The 16,848-nt window shown below is 66.7% G+C and carries 11 protein-coding genes and 1 tRNA gene; 3 read left to right on the plus strand and 9 right to left on the minus strand.

Going from position 1 to position 16,848, the window contains the following annotated elements; all coding sequences use genetic code 11:
• The first annotated feature begins 60 nt into the window (after positions 1-60).
• Together HWX62_RS23790 and HWX62_RS23795 are read left to right on the plus strand one after the other, a co-directional pair.
• Positions 61-139, plus strand: a tRNA-Ile gene (locus tag HWX62_RS23790).
• A 256-nt stretch (positions 140-395) separates the two neighbouring features.
• A complete protein-coding gene (locus HWX62_RS23795) occupies positions 396-1,943 on the plus strand; it encodes a phospholipase D family protein (protein ID WP_175931591.1) in 1,548 nt (515 codons plus the stop codon).
• 7 nt (positions 1,944-1,950) lie between these two features.
• On the opposite strand, the gene HWX62_RS23800 is transcribed toward HWX62_RS23795, so the two are convergent.
• Positions 1,951-3,417: a PLP-dependent aminotransferase family protein gene (locus HWX62_RS23800; protein WP_175931592.1), complete on the minus strand. Its 1,467-nt coding sequence runs from the start codon at positions 3,415-3,417 to the stop codon at positions 1,951-1,953.
• 234 nt (positions 3,418-3,651) lie between these two features.
• On the opposite strand from HWX62_RS23800, the gene HWX62_RS23805 reads away from it, so the two are divergent.
• Positions 3,652-4,302, plus strand: a complete 651-nt coding sequence (locus HWX62_RS23805) for a pyridoxamine 5'-phosphate oxidase family protein (protein ID WP_175931593.1) — start codon at positions 3,652-3,654, stop codon at positions 4,300-4,302.
• A 143-nt stretch (positions 4,303-4,445) separates the two neighbouring features.
• On the opposite strand, the gene HWX62_RS23810 is transcribed toward HWX62_RS23805, so the two are convergent.
• The 8 genes from HWX62_RS23810 to HWX62_RS23845 form a co-directional block, all read right to left on the minus strand.
• Positions 4,446-6,281: a S53 family peptidase gene (locus HWX62_RS23810; RefSeq protein WP_175931594.1), complete on the minus strand. Its 1,836-nt coding sequence runs from the start codon at positions 6,279-6,281 to the stop codon at positions 4,446-4,448.
• A gap of 628 nt (positions 6,282-6,909) precedes the next feature.
• The gene (locus HWX62_RS23815; protein WP_244136086.1) at positions 6,910-7,410 is read right to left on the minus strand and encodes a histidine kinase; all 501 of its coding nucleotides are present in this window, start codon (positions 7,408-7,410) and stop codon (positions 6,910-6,912) included.
• Positions 7,411-7,529: 119 nt separating this feature from the next.
• Positions 7,530-8,222: a response regulator gene (locus HWX62_RS23820; RefSeq protein ID WP_175931596.1), complete on the minus strand. Its 693-nt coding sequence runs from the start codon at positions 8,220-8,222 to the stop codon at positions 7,530-7,532.
• Between the two features lie 101 nt (positions 8,223-8,323).
• A complete protein-coding gene (locus HWX62_RS23825) occupies positions 8,324-9,754 on the minus strand; it encodes an efflux transporter outer membrane subunit (protein WP_175931597.1) in 1,431 nt (476 codons plus the stop codon).
• Positions 9,755-9,758: 4 nt separating this feature from the next.
• Entirely contained in the window at positions 9,759-12,902 is a 3,144-nt protein-coding gene (locus HWX62_RS23830; RefSeq protein WP_175931598.1) for an efflux RND transporter permease subunit, read from the minus strand.
• Positions 12,903-12,922: 20 nt separating this feature from the next.
• Positions 12,923-14,083: an efflux RND transporter periplasmic adaptor subunit gene (locus HWX62_RS23835; RefSeq protein WP_175931599.1), complete on the minus strand. Its 1,161-nt coding sequence runs from the start codon at positions 14,081-14,083 to the stop codon at positions 12,923-12,925.
• Positions 14,084-14,506: 423 nt separating this feature from the next.
• The gene (locus HWX62_RS23840; RefSeq protein ID WP_175931600.1) at positions 14,507-15,118 is read right to left on the minus strand and encodes an ankyrin repeat domain-containing protein; all 612 of its coding nucleotides are present in this window, start codon (positions 15,116-15,118) and stop codon (positions 14,507-14,509) included.
• Positions 15,119-15,195: 77 nt separating this feature from the next.
• Entirely contained in the window at positions 15,196-16,731 is a 1,536-nt protein-coding gene (locus HWX62_RS23845) for a catalase (protein ID WP_175931601.1), read from the minus strand.
• Positions 16,732-16,848: the final 117 nt, after the last annotated feature.

Consider the following 16,848-nt stretch of genomic DNA (forward strand, 5'->3'; position numbering starts at 1 on the left):
TTACAATGCCGGCCCGGCTTCGTTGCCGGGGTGGTGTGTAGCACACCGCGCTTCTCATCTGGGCCCCTAGCTCATGCTTGGTTAGAGCAGCGAACTCATAATTCGTTGGTGCCGGGTTCGACTCCCGGGGGGCCCACCAGATTTCATGCCGCGCCGCGCCGTATCGCGGCATGCCGAAAACCCGCGATCGCGTCAGGCGTCGCGGGTTTTTCTTTGAGCGGACGTGCGGCCGGATCCGGAAAGCATCGAGGGGCTGCCGCGCCGATGGCAATGAAGTATGCTGTGGCGCGGCCGGCCTCGGTGCGATACTTGCGCACGCCAGGACCGCCGATCAATGCCGCCTCCATCCGGCGGCCAGAACAAACGGATTTCACCCGGGAGCGGGGACGGCGATCATGATGTGGCTGCGTTCATGGGGGGCGATTCTGTCGTTGCTGATGCTTGCCGCGTGTGCGAGCCTGCCGCCGCAGGCCGACCGCGCGCCGACGCATGCATTCGCCGATACCGACGATACTCGCCTCGGCATGGCATTTCGTCAGCAGGCTGCCGCCCATCCCGGGCAGGATGCGTTTCATTTGCTGACCGATCCGGTCGACGCGCTGGATGCGCGCGTGCTGCTCGCCGACCGCGCGGACCGTTCGCTGGACCTTCAGTACTACATCTGGCACGACGACCTGACCGGCCACGAACTGGCCGACGCGATCATTCGCGCGGCCGATCGCGGCGTGCGCGTGCGTGCGCTGCTCGACGATCTCGGCACCCACGCGGACGACCGCAAGCTGCTCGAGATCAGCGCGCATCCGAACATCGAGATCCGGCTGTTCAATCCGGTGGCCACGCGCCGGTTCAAGAAGATCGGCACGGTGTTCGAGTTCTCGCGCGTCAACCGGCGCATGCACAACAAGGCGATGATCGCGGACAACCAGGCGGCGATCGTCGGCGGCCGCAATATCGGCGACGAGTATTTCGGCGCATCGTCGATGCTGGAGTTCGGCGATCTCGACGTCGTCGTTCACGGCCCGGTCGTGAAGGACATCTCGACCGAATTCGATACGTTCTGGAATTCGCCGTATGCGTATCCGGTCGATGCGCTCGTCGGACACGATGCGGCGCCGGGCGGGCTCGACCGCGAGCGCGAACGGCTGCGCGACTACCTGCGGGCCATGGAGGACAATCCGTACGTGCTCGAGGCCCGGCAGCGGCTCGACCGGATCGTCCACGGGGAAGAGACGGAGCTGTCGTGGGGGCGTGCGACGGTGCTGTACGACGATCCGTCGAAGATCGCACACCCGCCGAAGGACAGCGACGGGCATCTGATGCCGCAGTTGCGCGCGCTTGCGTTGCAGCCGCGGCACGACCTGCTGATCGTGTCGCCGTATTTCGTGCCGGGCAAGGACGTCGTCGAGCGGCTGCGCGCGTTGACGGCGCGCGGCGTGCGCGTGACGGTGCTGACCAATTCGCTCGCGTCGACCGACGTGGCGGCCGTGCATGCCGGCTACCGGCGCTATCGGAGCGATCTGGTGAATGCAGGCGTGCGGCTATATGAGCGCCGGCCGTCGGGCGACAAGAGCATTTCGAAGCAGGTCATCATCGGCTCGTCGCGCGCGTCGCTGCATGCGAAGACCTACGTGTTCGATCACGAGAGCATCTTCATCGGGTCGATGAATCTCGATCCGCGCTCGCTGAACCTCAACACGGAGATCGGCGTCTACTGCGAGAGCCCGGCGATTGCGTCGCAGGTCGCCAGCGACCTGGAAGCGCGGCTCGACCAGATCGCATGGCGTGTCGAGGCCAGAACCGATCCGGCGGGCAACGGGCGACTCAAATGGATTCAGACCGATGGCGGGAAAGTCACGGAGATCGATCACGAGCCGGAGGTGTCCGCCGGGCGACGGATGGAAGTGTGGTTTCTCGGGCTGTTTCCGATCGAATCGCAACTGTGAGCGGCGCTCAGCGCCGCGCGCGGCGGTGCGAGTCGACGACGGCCGCGAACTGCATCGCCGCTGTCTCGATCGTCGCGTCGCTCAACCCGGCGTAACCGAGCACGAAGCCGTTGTACCGGCGGCCGTCGCCGATGCAATAGCTGCTCAGCGGTTGCAGCAGCAAGCCATGGGCGGCCGCGGCGCGTGCGACGTCGGTATCGCGCAGCGGCACCGCGAGATCCGCGGAAAGATGCATGCCGCCCGGGCTTTCCCGCACGCTCAGCGACGTGCCGAGATGGCGGGCGAGCGCCGCTTCGAGGCTGCTGCGCCGATCGGCGTACAGCGCCCGCATCCTGCGCAAATGCCGCGCGAAGAGGCCGGTATCGATGAACTCGGCCATCGCCAGCTGGTCGGCCGAATGTCCGCGATGGACGAGTTCGCGCAGCGTTCGCGTGAAGCGTTCGACCAGCACCGGCGGCACCACCATGAAACCGAGCCGAAGGGCCGGAAACATCGTCTTGCTGAACGTGCCGAGATAGCACACAGGCGCGTCCGCATGCAGGCCCTGGATCGCGGGCAGCGGCTGGCCGCCGTGACGGAATTCGCTGTCGTAGTCGTCCTCGATGATCCACGCACCGCATGCACGGGCGCGCTCGACGAGCGCCGTTCGCCGCCGCGGGCTCATCAGCGCGCCGAGCGGGTACTGGTGCGACGGTGTCGTATAGATCAGCCGGGGCGGGTGGGTGCGCCACTGCGCGTCGGTCGGCGCCATGCCTTCGCGATCGACCTCGATCGGCACGGGATTCAGGCCGGTCGACCGGAACGCGGCTCTCGCGCCGTTGTAGCAAGGGTTCTCGAGCCAGCCGTATTCGCCGGGATTCGCGAGCATGCGCGCGCAGAGTTCGAGGCTGGCCTGCGTGCCGTCGGTGATGAATACCTGTTCGGTGTCGCAGCGCACGCCGCGCGACACGCGGATGTAGGCGGCCACCGCGCGCCGCAGTTCGGGTAGCCCTTCGACCGGCCCGTACGCCAGCCGGGCGGGCGTGATGGTCCTCCATGCGCGCTCGATGCAACGGCGCCACTGGGCAACCGGGAATTCGTCGAGGGACGGGAGGCCGGGAACGAACGGCAGCATGCGTTCGGGCTCGGGATCGGCGTTCTCCAGCCCCTGCACGCGCGCCGACAGGCGAACCGATACGGCGCCGTCTTCATGGCCGGCGCTCCGGCGGCCGCAGCCGTCCCATAGCGTGATCGTGCCGCTGCGCGTGGCCGCCACGAAGCCTTCCTCGGCAAGGCGCTCGTATGCATAGACTGCGGAATTGCGCGCGATGCCCAGCTCGGCCGCGAGCACGCGCGTCGACGGGAGCCGCGTGCCGGGCGGAAGCTGCCCGTCCAGCAGCATGTTGCGCAGGCTCCGGTAGAGGGCTTCCTGCTGGCTATGCGTCGTCGCGCCGTCCTGTCTGGCAAGCGACGCGATGAGCAGCGCGAGATCCATGGGTGGTTCCAGAAATTTTCCGTGTGCTGGTTCTTTCGAATACGCCGCGCACGTCGTATCGTTCACGTTCTCGCGGGGCAAGCCGGTGCGCGAGCATTTTCAGCGATCGGCGCGACTGGCGGGATGCGCGTATTTTGCTCGATTCGGCGAGCGACTGTCGATGGGTCGGGCACCCGCGTGCTCATGCATGGATACGGCAGGATGCCAATACAATTCATTTCGCAGTACAGATAGATGAACAATCAGATCTCTCTCTCCACCACACCGCGCACGACCATTCGCCGCCTGCCTGAACTGGCGAGCCACGACCGCACGATGCTCTACCGCATCGTGGACGACACGTACGTCTGCCACATCGCGTTCGGCGACGGGCAGAACACGCATTGCATCCCGACCGCGCACTGGCGAACGGGCGACGCGCTCTATATCCACGGGTCCAACGGCAGCCGGATGATCAAGGCGCTGTCGGCCGGCGCGCAGGCTTGCGTCGCGATGACGCTGCTGGACGGTCTCGTGCTGGCCAGGTCGGCCTTCAATCATTCGATGAATTATCGATCCGCGGTGATCTACGGGCAGTTCGACGTGATCGAAGGCAGTGAGGAAAAACTCGCCGCGCTGGATGCGTTGATGGACAAGATCGCGCCGGGCCGCAAGCATGAAGCGCGGCCGGGCAATTCGAAGGAAATCAATGCGACCAGCGTGCTGCGGATCTCGATGGCGGAAGCGGCCGTGAAAGTCAGCGATTCGCTGCCGTCCGACAAGGAAGAGGATCTCGGGCTGGCTGTCTGGACAGGGATCTTGCCGCTGAAGACGACACGCGGCACACCGGTCCCTGCGGACGGTAACGTGGCGGTGCCGGATTATGTCCGGAACTGGGCTGATTGAAGGGCGCGGCGACGCGCGCATCGGAGATGCGAGATGGCGCGACATGCAGACAACCCGCGACGGCTTCTCAGCCTTCGCGGGTTGCCGGATACGGGTTGCGTACGATACGTCGCGCTCCCGCACCCGGTTCGGTCAACGATTCATCAGCGCGCGAAATCCGACGTGCTCTGGATGAACGCGTTCAGCTTCGAGATGTTCACGCTGCCGAAGCCCGTCGTCGCATCCCAGCCGGCCTTCGCCTTGTAGCCGTAAGTGCCGCTGCCGTTGTTGCCGGACGTGACGTCGTGCAGCAGCGCCGCGTTGGTCGGGAAGTACTTGTAGATGCTCGACGCGGGGAACCCGAGCGCGTTGTTGTTGGCCGACTGCAGCCGCGCCCAGATGCCCGTGAAGATCGGCGCGGCGAGACTCGTGCCGCCTTCGTTGTTCAGGTAGCCCGAGCCCCACAGCGTGTCGGACGTCTGCCCGTTCACGACGAGAATCGCGCCCGTGCGCAGGTCGGCGTCGAAGCCGACGTCGGGCAGCGCGCGCTTGGTCGACCCGGTGAGGGTCGACGACTGCCACGTCGGCGCGGCCTCGTACTTGCTGTACCCGCCGCCCGTCGACCACACGGTGCCCGGCTGCCAGCTCGGATCGTTCCAGACGATTTCGCTGTTGTACGCATTGGTCGACGTATTGGTGAACAGCGTCGTGCCGCCCACCGCGATCACGTACGGCGACGTGGCCGGCTCGCTCACCGTGTAGGTCGAGCGCGACGGCGTGCCGCTCGCGCATTCGTACGCGCCGTGGTCGCCGGCGGAAACCGAGAAGGTTTGCCCTTGCGCGACCGCCTGCTTGAAGATCGTGTCGTCGGTCGCCTGCGAGCCGGTGCTGTACGCGGACGATTCGCACACGCCGAGCGACACGTTGATCACCTTCGCGACGTTGTCGGTCACGGCCTTGTTGTACGCGGCCGTGATCGCGGTGAGCGTCATCGACGGCGCGACGTAGAACACGACCTGCTTCACGCTGCCGCCGGCCGTGCCGACGATCGACTGGCTGTCGAGGTTCCACTCGACGGTGCCGTCGGTGTCGGTGTACGAACTGCCGGCCGGGCCCGTCTTCACGATGCTGCTGCTGATCGTGCCGAGGCCGTTGTTCGCGGCGAACGTATTGAGGTCGCTCACCGTCTGCGACAGGTCGCCTTCGGAGATGATGCCGACCGTGGTCTGCGACGCCGTCGGCGTGCCGTCGCCGCCGTAGATCGACGAGAATTCGGTCGGGTTGTGCGGCACCGCCGACGCGCCGGCCGGGATCGTCAGGTTGCTGGTGTTGCCCTGCGGCTTGCTGCCCGCGCCCGTATGCATCAGCTCGACGTTCTGCAGGCCGAGCACCGCGCCGACGATGTTGCCGATCGCGTTCGGTACCTGCGCGGCCTCGGTGTTCGCATAGACGCTGCGGCCGTTGCGCGTGAAGCGCTTGAGGGTCGTGCGGAACGCGGACTGGACGGTCCCCGCGGTGCCGGATGCGGACACGAGCAGCCGGTTCGGCGCGACCACGATATTCACGAAGCCGGCCTTGCGCAGGTGGGCGACGACGGAGGCGACCTGCTGCTCGGTCGGCGCGTATTGCGCGGCGAATTGCGCGGGCGTGAGGAACTGTCGGTAGTGCGGCGAGCCGGGCGTATGCAGGTCGCGCAGGTACTGGTCGAGCTGGGCTTCGTTGCGCAGGTTCAGGCCGAGCACGATGTCCACCGATTCGCCGGGCGCCATGTCGATGGCCGACGCGGCAGCGGCCGCGGTGCTCGCGGCCGGCGCGCCGGCCGTACCGGCTTCGTTCTGCTGCACGAGCGGCAGGAACCCCTTGGTGCGCGTTTCCGTCCAGCCGGCCGCGGGCGCGGCGTGGGCGGTCGCCATGCCGAATGAAGCAGCGGCGGCTGCGGCGGCGAGTGCGAGATTGACGACGCGAATGTGCTTTTGTTTCTTGTTTGCAACCTGATTCATTTGAATTACCCCTCCGGTTGAACATCAACGGCACGAACAACAACGGTCGACAGCGGTGCGGGTCATGCACCGCCGCTTTCTGTCGCATGCGGGCGGATGGCACGGACGCGACAGGGCCCTTCGCCCGATCCGGAAAGCGGTTTTTCTCCGGGGGCGAAATACGGAAAACGCGGTAACGGGTAGGCTGCGCCGCGGGGCGGAGCAGTCGCGCCGGATTCGGCGCGGGCGGGGTTGCTAGAGCAACAGCTTCGTTGTCCTGCTCATTTTATTCGATCCTTCGGCCCGCTGCCGGATGGCAGCCGTCCAGTGAAATGCATCGGAATGCTGCACGCACCGGCGGGCGAACGAATCATTCGGCGGTGCGTACTTCGGTACGGCGGAAGCGAAAAAAACGTGGAGCGGAATCGATTGCGCGGCGGGCAAGCCGTCGGATTGCTTGCATCGGACGGTATCAAGAACGAAAGTGCAATGTCAAACTTTTTTTGATTATATGAAACAAATTTAAATCGAATAACTGCAATGATTTTGAAAAGATCGGCGGCATTTTGTAATGTTCGAAACCGGCAACACAGGTAATGCCGAAAGCGACTCGCCGATCCTTTCCGATGCGTGTTGAAACGGCCAATCGTTATCGAGGAAATGCTCGAATCGCCGCGACCTGTCGTTCGGCGACCTGAAGGTCGTCGACGAACCGGAACAGTTCGTCGACATGCTGAAGCAGCGCATCGCGCGAGGCAGCGTCAGCATCGGTGGCGAGCCCCTTGATGGCGTCGAGCCGGGTTTCGAGTTCCGCGAGCCGAGTGCGCGTGACGCGATCGCTGCTGGCGACGGTGGGCGTCGCATCGGATGGATTCGCAGGTTTCACTGAATGAGTCAACGCATTGAAGTGCTCGACGAAGCGCGACAGGTCGGCCGGGCAGCCGTCGCGGGAAACCGCGCGCGCCGACGGATCGCCGGCTACGATCCGGCCGGCGGTGTCCGCCATCGCGTCGAGCGTCGCGAGCATGCGGCGAATCAGCCTGACGAGGTCGAACGCGGCGGCCAGCAGGCAGACGAACAGCGCCGTCGAGAGCACCCGGTAAGTGGACGCATCGCGGAGCATCGCGTCGGCGGGCGCGTCGTGCGGCAACGCGGCCGGCGCATGCCATGCATGGACGAAGCATGCGACGGTGCAGGCGAGCAGCACGGCGACGATCGCGACGAGGCCGAGCGCCTGCCCGATTTGACGGCCGGGCCGTGCGGGCGGCATCACTGCACGCCTCGCAGCCGGTAGCCGACCCCGCGCATCACTTCGGGCATGCCCGGTGCGCCGGCCTGTTCGAGCTTCTTGCGCAGCCGGCAGATGTGACTGTCGACCGTGCGCTCCAGCGCACTCACGTCGGCCATGCATGCATCGAGCAGCTCGCCGCGCGTGAACACGCGGCTCGGCGATCTCGCCATGTGCGCGAGCAGTCGGAACTCCGTCAGCGTCAGCGTGATCGGCACCTCGGCGGCCGCCGTGCGCACGCGGGCCAGATAGCTGTCGGTGTCGATCTCCAGATCGCCGACGCGCAGCATGCGCGTGGTCGGCGGTGCGGCCGACCGGCGCAGGATCGCGCGCAATCGCGCGACGACCTCGGCCGGATTGAACGGCTTGACGATGTAGTCGTCCGCGCCGGCCTGCAGCGCCTGCAGCCGGTCGAGGTCGCGATCGAACGCGGTGAGGACGACGACGGGCGTGTTGTCGCGCCGCCGCAGCTCGGCGAGCACGTCCCAGCCGCTCTTGCGCGGCATCTTCACGTCGAGCAGGATCAGGTCGGGCTTCAGGTGCGGTTGCATCTCGAGCACGGCTTGCCCGTCGGCGACGCGATAGGTGCGAAAGCCGTCGTGCTTCAGGTAGGCATCGAGGATGTCCGAGATGTCGGGTTCGTCTTCTGCAATCAGTATCAGGGAATTCGTCATGGAATCTGCCGTGCGATGTCGAACAATCGGGGCGGCCCGTCGCCGGGCCGGGGTGCGCCGATCCGTCACGCGGCTGCGCGGGACGGATCGGCGCCGTTCGTTCAGTTCTGCACCACGCGCGTCGACGGTGCGACGTCCTTGTCGGTCAGGCCGCCGCCGAGCGCCTTGTACAGCGCCACGGCATTGCCGAGTTCGCTGCGTCGCAGGTCGAGCAGCGCCTGCCGCGCCGAATAGAGCTGCCGCTGCGAGTCGAGCAACTCCAGCCGCCCCTCGACACCCGCGCGATAGCGCAGATTCGACAGGTCGGTGCGGCGTTCGGCCGAGGCGACCACGCGCGTTTGCGCTTCGATCTGGCGGCCGAAGGTTTCGCGCCCGGCGATCCCGTCGGCCACTTCGCGGAACGCGGCCTGGATCGCGCGTTCGTATTCGGCGACCGCACTGGATTTGCGCACTTCCGCAAGACGCAGCTCGGCACGCAGCCGGCCGCCCTGGAAGATCGGCACCGTCACCTGCGGCGCGAAGCTCCACACGCGCTGGCCGCCGTCGAACAGGCTGCCCATCGCGGGGCTGAGGAAGCCGATCGACGACGTCAGCGACAGGCGCGGGAAGAACGCGGCGCGCGCGGCGCCGATGTCGGCATTCGCGGCGACGAGGTTCTGTTCGGCCTGCTGGATATCCGGCCGACGGAACAGCAGTTCGGACGGCAGGCCGGCCGGCAGTTGCGTCATCACCGGCTGCTGCTGAAGCGGCAGCGGCTCGGGCAGATCCTTCGGCAGCTCGGTGCCGACCAGCAGGCGCAACGCGTTGCGTGCCTGCTCGACGGCGCGCGTGCGCGCTTCGAGATCGGCCGTCGCGCTCGCGACCTGGCCTTCGGCCTGCGCGATGTCGACGCCGCTCGCCTGATGCGCTTCCTTCAGGCGGCGCGCGAGATCGAGCGACTGCCGCCAGTCGGCGAGCGTGCGCTCGGACAACTGGCGTTGCTCGTGCGCGAGGCGTTCCGCGAAGTACGCATCCGCCACGCCGCCGACGAGCGAGATCTGCACCGCGCGGCGGCCGTGATCGGTCGCGAGGTAGCGTGCGAACGCGGCATCCGACATCGATTTCACGCGGCCGAACAGGTCGATCTCGAACGCGCTGATGCCGACGTTCACGCCGTACTGGTTCTGCGTGTTTTCGAGCAGCGGCGGGTTCGATTGCGAGTCGGCCGCCGTACGCTGGCGCGTGAAATTCGCGCCGGCGCCGATCGACGGCAGGCGCTCGGCGCGCTGGACGCCGTACTGCGCTTCGGCGGCTTCGACGTTCAGCGCGGCCACGCGCAGGTCGCGGTTGTGCTCGAGCGCGAGCTCGATCAGGCGCTGCAGGCGCCGGTCGCCGAACATCGTGCGCCAGCCGAGATCGGCGGCGTTCGCGTCGGGATCGGCGGCCGCGGCGGCCGTGTAGGCCGTCGGCACCGGCATCGAGGGTTTGACCAGCGTCGGCGCCAGCGAACAGGCGGACAGCGCGAGGACGAGGGGGAGAACAAGCAATCGCATGGCATCAACCTTCCTGTCCGTGAGTCGGGGCGGCCGGCTGCTTGCGGGAAGCCCGCCATGCGCCGATGCGCTCCTGGATACTCATCACGAACACAAAGAAAACAGGGACGAAGAAAATGGCCAGCACCGTGGCGGTCACCATGCCGCCGAACACGCCGGTGCCGATCGCGTGCTGCGTCTCGGCGCTGGCGCCGGTCGCGATCATCAGCGGCACGACGCCGAGGCCGAACGCGAGCGAGGTCATCAGGATCGGGCGCAGGCGCAGCTTCGACGCCTGCACGGCTGCGTCGATCAAGCCCTTGCCTTCCTCGCGCAACTGCTTCGCGAACTCGACGATCAGGATCGCGTTTTTCGCGGACAGGCCGATCACGGTGATCATCCCGACCTTGAAGAACACGTCGTTCGGCAGGCCGCGCAGCAGCACCGCACCGATCGCGCCGATCAGGCCGAGCGGCACGACGAGCATCACCGACAGCGGGATCGACCAGCTTTCGTACAGCGCGGCGAGCACGAGGAACACGACGATCATCGACAGCACCATCAGCATCGGCGCCTGCGACGCCGACTGGCGCTCCTGCAGCGACTGGCCGGTCCATTCGACCGCGAAGCCGGGCGGCAGCTGCGCCGCAAGCCGTTCCATCTCGGCCATCGCCGCGCCGCTCGACTGGCCCGGGGCGGCGGTGCCCGAGATCCGCGCGGACGGATAGCCCTTGAAGCGCACCATCTGCAGCGGCGTGTCGGTCCACACAGGGCGCACCACCTCGGACAGCGGCACCATGCCGCCGGCCGCGTTGCGCACGTACAGCTTCATCACGTTGTCGATCTGCATGCGTGCCGGCGCGTCGGCCTGGATGATCACCTGCTGCATGCGGCCCGCGTTCGGGAAGTCGTTCACGTAGGTCGAACCCATCGCGGTCGACAGCGTGTCGCTGAGCGTCGTGAACGACACGCCGAGCGCCTCCGCCTTCGCGCGGTCGATCTCGAGCCGGATGCTCGTGCCGGCCGGCAGGCTGTCCGGGTACACGCCGGTCACGACCTTGCTTTGCGCGGCGAGTTCGAGCAGCTTCACTTCAGCCGCCTTGAGCGCCGCCGTGCCCTGGTTAGCGCGGTCTTCCAGGCGCATCGAGAAGCCCGAGCTGTTGCCGAGTTCGTCGATCGCCGGCGGCAGCAGGCTCATCACCGTGCCCTCGGTCACGCCGGCCATCGCCTGCTGCGCGAGCATGCCTTCCTCGAGGGTCGATGCGCCGCCGCGGTTCTTCCAGTCCTTCATCACGGACCAGTTGATCGCCGCGTTCGGACCCTGGCCCGAGAAACCGTAGCCGATCACGGAAATGCTCGACTGGATTGCCGGACGCGAAGCAAGATGCTTTTCCAGCGTCTTGACCACGTCATGCGTACGCTCGGCGGTAGCGTCCGCGGGCAGCAGAAAACTGGTGATGAAGTAGCCCTGGTCCTCGTCCGGCAAGAACGACGACGGCAGGCCGCGGAAGCCGAGCACCAGCGCACCCGAAATCGCGACGAACACCAGCATCACGCGGCCCGTGCGCCCGACCAGGCGGCCGACGCGCGTCTCGTACCACTTCGTCAGGCGATCGAAGCGGCGGTTGAACCAGCCGAAGAAGCCGCGCTTGTCGTGATGGCCGGGGGCGAGCGGCTCGAGCATTGTCGCGCACAGGGCTGGAGTCAATGTCAGCGCCAGCAGCGCGGAGAACAGGATCGACACGGCCATCGACAGCGTGAACTGCTTGTAGATCACGCCGACCGAGCCGCTCGCCATCGCCATCGGCAGGAACACAGCCGTCAGCACCAGGGTGACGCCGATGATCGCGCCGGTGATCTCCTTCATGGCCTTCGACGTCGCGTCCTTCGGCGACAGGCCTTCCTCGGCCATCAGGCGTTCGACGTTCTCGACGACGACGATCGCGTCGTCGACGATGATGCCGATCGCGAGCACCATGCCGAACATCGTCAGCACGTTGATCGAGAAGCCCGTCAGCAGCATCACCGCGAACGTGCCGAGCATCGCGATCGGCGCGACGATCGCCGGAATCAGCGTATAGCGCACGTTCTGCAGGAACAGGTACATCACGAGGAACACGAGCACCATCGCTTCGAGCAGCGTGTGCAGCACTTTCTCGATCGAGATCTTCACAAACGGCGACGTGTCGAGCGGGATCGAGTAGGTCATGCCCGACGGCATCGACTTGCTCAGTTCGGCCATGCGCGTGCGGATCGCGTCCGCGGTCTTCACCGCATTGGCGCCCGGCGCGAGCTGCACGCCGGCGAGGGTGGCCGGCTTGTTGTTCTCGCGGCTCACGAACGAGTAGTTCTGCGAGCCGAGTTCGACGCGCGCGACGTCGCCGAGCACGACTTTCGAACCGTCCGCGTTCGCGCGCAGCACGACCTTCGCGAATTCTTCCGGTGTCGTGAGCTGGCCCTGCGCGGTGAGCGGCACGGTCACGCGCTGGCCCGGCAGCGCGGGCAGCGCACCGAGGCTGCCCGGTGCGATCTGCACGTTCTGCTGGCCGATCGCGGTTGTCAGGTCGCTCATCGACAGGCCGAAATTGATCAGCTTCTGCGGATCGACCCAGATGCGCATCGCGCGCTCGGAGCCGAACTGCAGCACGCGCCCGACGCCGTCGATGCGCCGCAGCTCTTCGGACACGCTGCGCGCCATGTAGTCGGCGAGCGCGCCTTCGTCGAAGCGGCCGTTGTCGGAGCGCAGGCCGATCAGCATCAGGAAGCCGGACGACGCGGATTCGACGATCAGTCCGTTCTGGCGCACGGCGGCGGGCAGGCGCGGCTCGACCGACTTGATCTTGTTCTGCACGTCGACCTGCGCCATCTCCGGATTGGTGCCGGGCTTGAACGTGACGACGATCTGCGCGGCACCGGACGTATCGGCCGACGATTCGAAATACAGCAGGTTCTTGACGCCGGACAGTTCGCGCTCGATGAGGCTCAGCACGCCGTCGTTCATCGTCTGCGGCGTGGCGCCCGGATAGGTCGCGGTGATCGTGACGGACGGCGGCGCGACCGACGGGTAGCGCGCGACCGGCAGTTGCGGGATCGCGATCAGCCCCATCAGGATGATGAAGAGGGCGATCACCCACGCAAATACCGGGCGGCGGATAAAGAATTCAGCCATGACGGGACGCTCCTCGTGAGTCAGTGCGCGGACGCGGTGGCGGCCGCGTCAGGCGACTTCCAGTCGGTCGCGGTAGCCGGCGCACCGTCGGTCAGGCGTTCCATGCCTTCGACGACGATCTTCTGGCCGGCCTGCAGCCCCGACTTGATGCGGTAGTGACGGTTCGTCAGCTCGCCGATCTCGACGGCTTTCAGATGCGCGTTGCCCTTCGCGTCGAGCACCCACACCTGCGGCTTGCCGCCGGCGCGCACGACCGCCTGTTGCGGCACCATCACGGCGCTGGCGTAGTGCGCACGCGGAATGCGGGCCCGCACGTACATGCCCGGCAGCAACTGGCGCTTCGGGTTGTCGACCAGCACGCGCAGCAGCACGTCGCCGGTGCCCGGATCGACGTTGACGCCCGAGAACAGCATGCGGCCGCGCACGTCGTAACGCGTGTCGTCGTCGCGCAGCACGTCGACCGGCAGGCCGTTGCTGTCCGACGCCTGCGGCTGCGACGCGAGCGCGCCGCGCAGCGCGTCGAGCGAGGCGGCGGGCTGGCGCACGTCCACGTAGACCTGGTCGATCTGCTGGATGCGCGCCATCGGCTGGCTGTCGCTGCTCGACACCAGTGCGCCTTCGGTCACGAGCGCCTGGTCGATGCGGCCGGCGATCGGCGCTTCCACGGTCGCGAACTTCAGGTCGAGCTGGCGCCGCGCGAGCGTCGCGCGGGCCTGCGCGACGTCGGCCGCGGCCTGGTCGCGTTGCGATACGGCGTCGTCGTACACCTGGCGGCTGATCGCATCGGCCTCGACGAGCGGCTTGAAGCGCGCCGTCTGCACCTTCGCGCGTTCGAGCGCGGCCTGCGCCCGCTGCAGCGATGCGGCAGCGGTGTCCATCTCGGCCTTGAACGGCGCCGGATTGATTTGGAACAGCGGCTGGCCCGCGCGCACTTCGGTGCCTTGCTCGAACAGCCGGCGCTGCACGATGCCGCTCACCTGCGGCCGGATCTCGGCGACCCGCACGGCCGCGACGCGGCCCGGCAGGTCTTCGGTCACGTCGACGCGCGTGGCGGCGACGGTCATGGCCGCCACCGGGGTGGCCGGCGCGGCGGCCTGCTGCTCGGACGGCCCGCAACCCGCCAGCATTGCCGCCACCAGCGCGCACACGGCGCCGTGGCAGCATCGTTTCTGATTCTTCATAGCGACTCCAGGAAGCGCAGGCAGCCCACTGCCTGCTTTGACGGGGCGGAGTGTGCGGGGATTAGTTGACGGCTTTGATGCGGAAAGATGGAGATTCGATGGAGCCGGAGAAAGGCGCCGAAAGGAAGGTATTGGAAGGGCGGAAATGGTCGGATGAATGGATGCGTCGCTGCATCGTGCGCGGGCTATGCGGTACGGAATCGAACGTCCCGATCCGGAGCGGATCGTGTTCTATCGTCTGCTCGACGACTTGTTCGAGTCTGAACGTGTGCGCAGACGACGCACGTTGACGGGTTGCCCGTTCCGTGCGTCATCGGAGTTCCGTAGTATTCCTGCTGTTTCGGCGCGGATGTCGACGTGCGCTGCGCTGCGATGCGCCTGCGTCAGTCGTGATCTCGCCACGCGTACGCGAAACGAAGGCCGCTACCGTTTGGCGCCGGCTTCCCGCAGTGCGTCCGCGGCATACGTGTTGTCGTGCGTCAGCGCGAGCTGAAGCAGCGACAGGCCGCGCCGGTCGACATGGTTCGGATTCGCGCCGTGCGCGACGAGCAACGGAATCAGTTCGAAGCGGTTGAACAGCGTCGCGAACCCCAGCGCGGTTTCGCCGGCGCCGTTCGTCTGGTCGATCGGGCAGCGCGTGTCGAGCAGGCGCCGCGCGATGTCGGGCTCGTTCCTGAAGAGGGCGCCCATCAGCGCGGTGTTGCCGTGACGATCGCCGGCGCACGCGTCGGCGCCGACCGACAGCAGGTAGTCGAGCGCCGCGGGCTGGCCGTCGTACGACGCGAGGATCACGGCCGTATAGCCGTGGCTGTCGGTGGCATCGACCGGATAGCCGGCGTCGTGCAATGCGCGCAGGATATCGACGCGGCCGACGCGCGCGGCGTCGAACCAGTCGCCGTCGTAGCGGCGCAGCGCGGCGGGGTCGGCCTTGCCGTACGTCGGCCGGTCGGGCAGGTGCGCGCAGCCGGCGAGCGCGGCCAGCGCGAGCGCCGCCGCGGCCGCGCGGATCGCGTGGGTGAAGCGTTCGGATCGCATGAGGATGTCCTGATGAAGTGGCCTGGCCGACGTGTGCGGCGCGACCGCACACGTCGGCAGCGACACGCGTCGCGGGGTCAGTTGTCGCTCAGCTTCGCCGCGAGCGACTGCACCTGCTGGACGTTCGCGTGAACGGCCTGCGCGAGGCGCGTGCCGTAGTCGGCATCGGCCTTGTAGAAGTACGACAGCATCGCGTACTGGTTTTGCGCGTTCTTCACCTGGCCGAGATCGCCGGACAGTGCGGTGACGAGGTCGTCCTTGTCCTGCTGCGACAGGCTGCGGTAGTACTCGCCCGCCTGACGGAACGGCAGCTTCTTGCGGATCGCTTCCTGCTGCGTCGTGCCGCCGAGCGCCATGCGGACCGATTTGTACTGCGGATCCTGCGCGAGTTCGTTCAGCGTCGACGGCTCGTAGTTCACCTCGCCCTTGCGGTCGCCGGCATTCATCTTGCCGTCCTGGTTGTTGTTGACGACCGGCACGACGGGGCGATTGATCGGCAGATCCATGTAGTTCGCGCCGAGCCGGTACATCTGCGTGTCGGCGTACGCGAACAGGCGATCCTGCAGCATCCGGTCTTCCGACGGTTCGATGCCCGGCACGAGCCGCGACGGTGCGAACGCCGATTCCTCGGTCGACTGGAAGTAGTTGTCGGGCACGCGGTTGAGCGTCATCGTGCCGATCTTGCGTTCAGGCACGCCGGTCCAGACCTTCGTGTCGTCGAGCGCGTCGAAGTCGAAGCGGTTCAGGTCCTTCGGCGTGAGCACCTGCACGTACAGGTCCCACTTCGGGAAATCGCCCTGTTTCAGCGCGCCGTACAGGTCGTTCGTCATCATGTTCCAGTCGCGGCCGATCGACGCGGGGATCTCTTGCGGGCGCAGGCCGTGCACGCCTTGCTGGCTCTTCCAGTGGAACTTCACGTAATGCACGTCGCCTTGCGCATTGACGAACTTGAACGCATGCACCGCGAAGCCGTCCATGTGGCGATACGAATCGGGCATGCCCTCGTTCGTGTACAGCCTCGTCAGCATGTGGGTCGCTTCGGGCGTGTGCGCGAAGAAGTCGAACGCGAGGTTCGGGTCCTGCACGCCGGTCACGGCGCTCGGCTTGTTCGCATGGACGAAGTCGGGGAACTTGATGCCGTCGCGAATGAAGAATACCGGCCAGTTGATGCCGACCATGTCCCAGTTGCCCTGCTGCGTATAGAACTTCACCGCGAAGCCGCGCGGGTCGCGCGCCTGCTCCGGCGAGCCGCGATAGCCCATCACGGTGGAGAAGCGCACGAATACCGGCGTGCGGGTGCCCGGCGTGAAGACCTTCGCTTTCGTCAGGTCGGAGATGTCGGCGCTCGGCACGAACTCGCCGAATGCGCCGGTGCCGCGTGCATGCACGACGCGTTCCGGAATGCGCTCGCGATCGAAGCGCTGCAGTTTCTCGATGAGCGCGGAGTCCTGCAGCAGCACCGGGCCGGCGGGGCCGGCCGTCTGCGAATTCTGGTTGTCGCCGACGGGCGCGCCGGTGTCGCGCGTGAGTTCGGCGGCGTATGGAGAGGCGGAGAGTGCCACGCAGATTGCGGCGACTGCGTGCCGCAGCACGCGATGGGAGGATGAGGACATGACGATGGAACTCCTTGATCCGATCGGTGGTGGGAAAGCCGACTGAATTAGAAGAGATCGTCAGACGATTGGCTAACTGATATTCGATATGTTTTCGATAGCCATGGCGTCGAGGCG

It is taken from the genome of Burkholderia sp. BCC0506 (assembly GCF_902833145.1).
Taxonomy (GTDB): Bacteria; Pseudomonadota; Gammaproteobacteria; order Burkholderiales; family Burkholderiaceae; genus Burkholderia.